Annotated in this window: 6 protein-coding genes and 1 tRNA gene; 5 read left to right on the forward strand and 2 right to left on the reverse strand. The window is 30.9% G+C overall.

Going from position 1 to position 5,634, the window contains the following annotated elements; translation table 11 throughout:
• The first annotated feature begins 66 nt into the window (after window positions 1-66).
• From AMO19_RS00405 to recA, 4 genes are all read left to right on the forward strand, one after another.
• Window positions 67-1,074, forward strand: coding sequence for a Light dependent period protein LdpA domain-containing protein (locus tag AMO19_RS00405; RefSeq protein ID WP_075506876.1), 1,008 nt, complete (start codon window positions 67-69; stop codon window positions 1,072-1,074).
• Window positions 1,075-1,168: 94 nt separating this feature from the next.
• A tRNA-Gln gene (locus AMO19_RS00410) sits at window positions 1,169-1,240 on the forward strand.
• Between the two features lie 16 nt (window positions 1,241-1,256).
• The gene (locus AMO19_RS00415) at window positions 1,257-2,033 is read left to right on the forward strand and encodes an HAD family hydrolase (protein ID WP_075506877.1); all 777 of its coding nucleotides are present in this window, start codon (window positions 1,257-1,259) and stop codon (window positions 2,031-2,033) included.
• 112 nt (window positions 2,034-2,145) lie between these two features.
• A complete protein-coding gene (gene recA, locus AMO19_RS00420; RefSeq protein ID WP_011819174.1) occupies window positions 2,146-3,243 on the forward strand; it encodes a recombinase RecA in 1,098 nt (365 codons plus the stop codon).
• A gap of 2 nt (window positions 3,244-3,245) precedes the next feature.
• Here recA and AMO19_RS00425 read toward each other — a convergent pair whose 3' ends face one another.
• Window positions 3,246-3,491, reverse strand: a complete 246-nt coding sequence (locus tag AMO19_RS00425) for a DUF2839 domain-containing protein (protein WP_025895071.1) — start codon at window positions 3,489-3,491, stop codon at window positions 3,246-3,248.
• Window positions 3,492-3,520: 29 nt separating this feature from the next.
• A complete protein-coding gene (locus AMO19_RS00430; protein WP_075506878.1) occupies window positions 3,521-4,969 on the reverse strand; it encodes a DNA helicase in 1,449 nt (482 codons plus the stop codon).
• A gap of 95 nt (window positions 4,970-5,064) precedes the next feature.
• Between AMO19_RS00430 and AMO19_RS00435 the strand changes: the two genes are divergently transcribed.
• Window positions 5,065-5,634 (forward strand): prephenate/arogenate dehydrogenase (locus AMO19_RS00435; protein ID WP_075506879.1); only part of this gene is annotated, 570 nt, incomplete at its 3' end.

Below are 5,634 nucleotides of genomic sequence, written 5' to 3' on the forward strand. Positions count from 1 at the left end.
TTCAAGAAAACTTGAATGGAAACCATTAAGTAATTATATTTTGGATGAATTTGAAAGTTAAATTGTTTGATTAAAACCAAGAATAAAAAAGATAAATGGATTAAGTTAATTTGTGGTGCCAGTAATGAAGATATTGTTGCCATTGAAGATTTATGTGCAATTTATACTGCTGCTGGTGTCGACTACATAGATGTTGCAGCAGAAGAATCTATAGTTTGTGCAGCAAAAAAAGGAATCGATTGGGCAAAAAAAGTCTTTAAAAACTCCCCTGGATTAATGATAAGTATTAGTGATGGTAATGATATCCACTTTCGAAAAGCAAAATTTGATCCTTTAAAATGTCCCCCTAGTTGTCCAAGACCATGCGAAAAAGTATGCCCTACCTTTGCAATTGATAATTTCGGAATTAAAGAGAGTAAATGTTATGGATGTGGAAGATGTTTAAATAGTTGTCCTCTAAATCTAATTAGTGAATATGAATATAATTTGTCAAAAAAAGATTTAGCATCAACACTTCAAAAAATAAGACCCAATGCAGTAGAAATTCATACAGAAATCAATCGCCTAGATTCTTTTACAAAAGTTGTAAGGATCCTTAAAAGTTCTGGCATGAAATTAGACAAGATTTCTATTAGTTGTGGATTAAATCAATCTTTCAAAAAAGCCCAAGAGCCCGAAGATCTTTTGAAAGCTCTTTGGGAAAGATATGAAATTCTGAATGAACTAGATATTCCCCTTATTTGGCAACTAGATGGAAGGCCAATGTCTGGAGATCTTGCTCCTACAACAAGTAGAGATGCTATTAAGTTGTTTGAAAAAATCGGTGCAGATCTTCCACCAGGATTAATTCAATTAGCAGGAGGAACAAATGAAAAAACTCATGAATTGTTGAATTCAAACAATCTCCCAGATGGAATAGCATTTGGAAGTGCTGCAAGAAAAATTATGCAGCCTCTCATTGAATTTGCTCACAAAAATAACAAAAAACTCTATGAGTATCCTGAAATAATGGGTTTGGCGATCAAAAAAGCTCAGAAATTTCTAGAGCCATGGAAATCGAGCTCATTCAAATAATATTTTTATTTTTCAAAACTAGCGCCATGTTTATAAAAAATTTGTATTTTTTGGATAGAAAAAAATCTTCTCATGTATTAAAATGGTAATTCAATGGGCCGTCGCCAAGTGGTAAGGCATCGGGTTTTGGTCTCGACATTCCTAGGTTCGAATCCTAGCGGCCCAGTCCTAATATTCAATTGGTGTCTTCTCAAAAAATTTTTCTATTTGATTTTGATGGAGTAATAGTTGATGGAATGCAAGAATATTGGCATAGCTCCTTGCTGGCCTGTGAAAGATATTTAAATTCACCCAACATCACTATTGATCAAAAACTTTATCAAGGAGTACCAAATTCTTTCAAAGAAATTAGGCCTTGGGTTAAATATGGTTGGGAAATGATTCTAATTGTTCACGAAATTATAAAAACAGAAAATCCATTAAAAAGTGATAACAAAGATGATTTCATTAATAATTATCATCAAAATTGCCAAAGGATATTAAATGAAAATTCCTGGATAGCAAAAGATATACAAAAAATGTTAGATAAGTCTCGCAAGTACCAAATTGATAAAGATTTTAAATCGTGGGTAAATTTACATAAACCTTTTTTTGAAATTATAAATTTTATGAAAGAATTAAGCAAAAGAGGAATAAAAACTGGAGTCATAACAACTAAAGGTAAAATATTTGCAGAAAAAATTCTTAAACAACTAAATATTTTTCCAGAATTTATTTTTGGTTATGAATCAGGAACAAAAATCAAAATAGCTGAAAAACTTACACAAACTTATGAAATTTTAGGCTTTATAGAAGATAGAAAAAAAACTCTAATTGATATTAAACAAAATTCAGAAACTTCTCACATTCCATGCTTCCTAGCTGATTGGGGATATTTGAAAGAATCGGATACAAATAAGTTAACTAATGAAATCAAATTATTAAAATTAGGTAATCTTAAGGAATTAGTTGCAATTTAAAGATAATCAGCTAGAGTACAGATGTACTATAGTTTGTATTTATGAAGTTTGGTTTAAATAAAAATTTCCAAATTTAGAATAATTACAAGAACTTTAACCGATAAATCAAACAATGAGCCTTGAAGAAAAGAAAAAAACTGAATCAAAAGAAAAAGACAAGGCATTAAGTCTTGTCTTAGGTCAAATAGAAAGAAATTTTGGACGAGGTTCAATAATGAGACTTGGTGACGCCTCAAGAATGAAAGTAGAAACAATATCTACTGGAGCGCTCACGTTAGATTTAGCATTAGGAGGAGGCTATCCAAAAGGAAGAGTAGTAGAAGTTTACGGACCAGAAAGTTCAGGAAAAACTACATTAACGCTTCACGCGATTGCGGAAGTCCAAAAAAATGGAGGAGTAGCTGCATTTGTAGATGCTGAGCATGCACTCGATCCAGTTTATGCGGCCTCTTTAGGTGTTGATGTTGAAAATTTGTTAGTTTCACAGCCAGATACTGGTGAAATGGCTCTAGAAATAGTTGACCAACTTATAAGATCGAGTGCAGTAGATCTTGTAGTTGTTGACTCGGTCGCAGCACTAACCCCAAGAGCCGAGATAGAAGGTGAGATGGGAGATCACGTAATTGGAAGCCAAGCAAGGCTAATGAGCCAAGCAATGAGGAAAATAACAGGAAATATTGGCAAATCTGGATGTACGGTAATATTCCTGAATCAATTACGCCTAAAAATTGGCGTTACATACGGTAATCCAGAAACAACCACAGGAGGTAATGCATTGAAATTTTATGCCTCAGTAAGACTTGATATCAGAAGAATTCAAACTCTTAAAAGAGGTACTGAGGAATATGGCATAAGAGCAAAAGTGAAAGTAGCAAAAAACAAAGTTGCGCCACCATTTAGAATTGCAGAATTTGATATTCTCTTTGGGAAAGGTATTAGTACAACAGGATGCTTATTGGATTTAGCAGAAGAGACTAATATCATCATAAGAAGAGGTGCTTGGTATAGTTATGAAGGAGAAAATATTGGACAAGGAAGAGATAATACAATAATTTGGCTTGATCAAAACTTAGAAATCAGGAATAAAGTAGAATCTATGGTTAAAGAGAAATTAACAGAAGGAACTGAAGTCAGTTCTAATTCAATGAAAGCATTAAATAGCAATCCTGCTAATACAATCGCTGTTAATGATATAAAAACAGTAGCTTAGATTTATAAAGAATCAGCTAAAGTCCACCACCCAGCAGCAGGGCCTATAAATCTCACTACAATCCATAAGATTACTAACCCTCCGATTCCAAACCAACTGGCCTTAATACTTAATTTAATTAGGTTATCTCTTTGATTAATTGTAAAGGGAAGCCATTCAAATAATCTTGGAGACTCATCAATTTTAGTTTTAGTATTATTTTTTTTTGGAGGTAAACCAAGTGTTTTACGTCTTTTTGCTTCTCCCATATTTCTTTAGTTGTTTACAAAATCATAACCTAATCAAAAGGTAGCATGTAGTTAATTTGTTTTGAGGGCTGAATGTTTTGCAAAAGTAATCTTCCCCAGTTTCTTTTATTTGCTCTTCCATCTAGGATTATTAACTTACCTGAATTTCTTCTTAAAGGAGAAATAGATCTTTCAAGTTTAATTCTAGCTTGAGGAAGCAAGAAGTCTCTAAACCAATCTTGAGAAAGCTTCTTTTTATGAGAGACGGTAATTGCATTAATGGGTTCTGACATATTCGGAATCGGAAGTAAAGGAATGATAATTTGTTCTGGAATTTGAATTAAATAAGAATTCATAATCCACCAGTCAAAATTAGAGCAAAGGATTTCATTACTACCTGAGGGAATTGTCTCTAGCAATACTCTTTTCCCGTAAGTAGAAGCTAATTCTGTAGCAAGATTAGTTTTTAAATCAATATCATCAGACAACACTAAAGTTAAACCCTTTCTAAAAAGTATTAACTTTTTGCATTTGTCCAAGATTGAATTGGTAAAAAGAGGATTATTAGGAAGCAACTGTTTAGAGGGTATATATAAAGAAATGTTTTTCTCTTCAAAATTACTCTTAAAATTAATAACCAAGTCAATATCTAAACTATGCTTTTTAAAATACATTTGGAAAAAATTATCTTTTCTCAATGCTGATAAAAAAACAAATTTATTATTTGAAAAAAATTCCTTAATTTGAAAAAGTTCATCGACTGGCTGTAAATACAAATTCCAATCTAAATTTGTATCGTTTAACTTTACCCAGCATGCCCAACCTTGAGATAATGCTTTGTTGACATTTAAAAATTTATCAGAAAAAAAAGAATTTTCATGAAAAAAGTTCGACAAGAAACTAATTTCTTTTTCATCTAAATTGATATAACTATTTCCTAAGACCTTTCTCAAGAAGAACTTTTTCTTCAACGAATCATATACTTTTATAAATTTTTGATTGATTAATTCAAATTCTTTAAAATTATTTGTCCAATCCTTTTTAAATAAAGAAATCCTAAAATGATTTTTTAAATCCTGTTTTATATCCTCAATTCCTGAATAAACTATTCGATGATTTCTAAGATTACGAGAATTGGGATCATTAAGAAAATTTTGGATAGTTATCAAGTGAACTTGATGATTTGCAAAAATAAATTGATCATTTTTCAAAATAAAATTAAAACCTAGATTTTTGAATAAATCTATCTGAAATTGGCTTATAAATTGGATTTTTTCTTTAGATAAAATAAAAGTTGAATCCTCTTCCTTTAAAAATAAAGAAATCAAAATTGGAGGTAACCAATCATAGCTAGAGAAAATTTCTGAATTAATTAAATAGGTAGAATCATTTTCAATACATTTGGAAACTATCCTCCCAAAAGAATATATATGCTCCCAATTAATACTTTGATCTCTCAAAAAATTTTTCAAATATTGATGACTTAAAATTTCAAGCATTTATAATTAATTTAATTTCAAAAACATGCAAAATTTATGAACCTAATATACAAAAAATTGGTATCAATAAAAGAGGGTCTTGAATTAATTAATTTATGAAAATTGGAATAGTAGGATTAGGATTAATTGGTGGTTCTTTAGGATTAAAACTCCAAAGTCTAAATCATACAATTTATGGAATAGCAAATAATGAATTTAATGAAAAAAAAGCTAAGGATAAAAACCTTGCAAATTTTGTTAGCTGTGATCTGAGCTTATTAAAAAAATGTGAGCTAATAATTTTGGCATTGCCTATCAAAGATTTGATCAGTCCGTCGAAACAATTAGTAAAATCAATACCTCAAGAAACAATACTAACTGATGTAGGCTCTGTAAAAGAACCAATTGTAAATACATGGGAAAATTCACATCCTCTATTTATTGGATCTCATCCAATGGCGGGCACAGAAAAAAAAGGAGTTGATTCAGGTTTTGAAGGTCTTTTTAAAAATGCAAAATGGATTATTACCCCAACACAAAATAGTGATTTAAATTCAGTCAGAACTATTTCCGAGCTCATAAAATCAATGGATTGTGAAATTTGCCAAGCTTCGCCAAAAGAGCATGATGAAGCAGTATCTCTAATTTCTCATTTGCCTATATTTTTAGCTTCTGCCCTCATAGAA

This window comes from Prochlorococcus marinus (genome assembly GCF_001180245.1).
GTDB lineage: Bacteria > Cyanobacteriota > Cyanobacteriia > PCC-6307 > Cyanobiaceae > Prochlorococcus_A > Prochlorococcus_A marinus_F.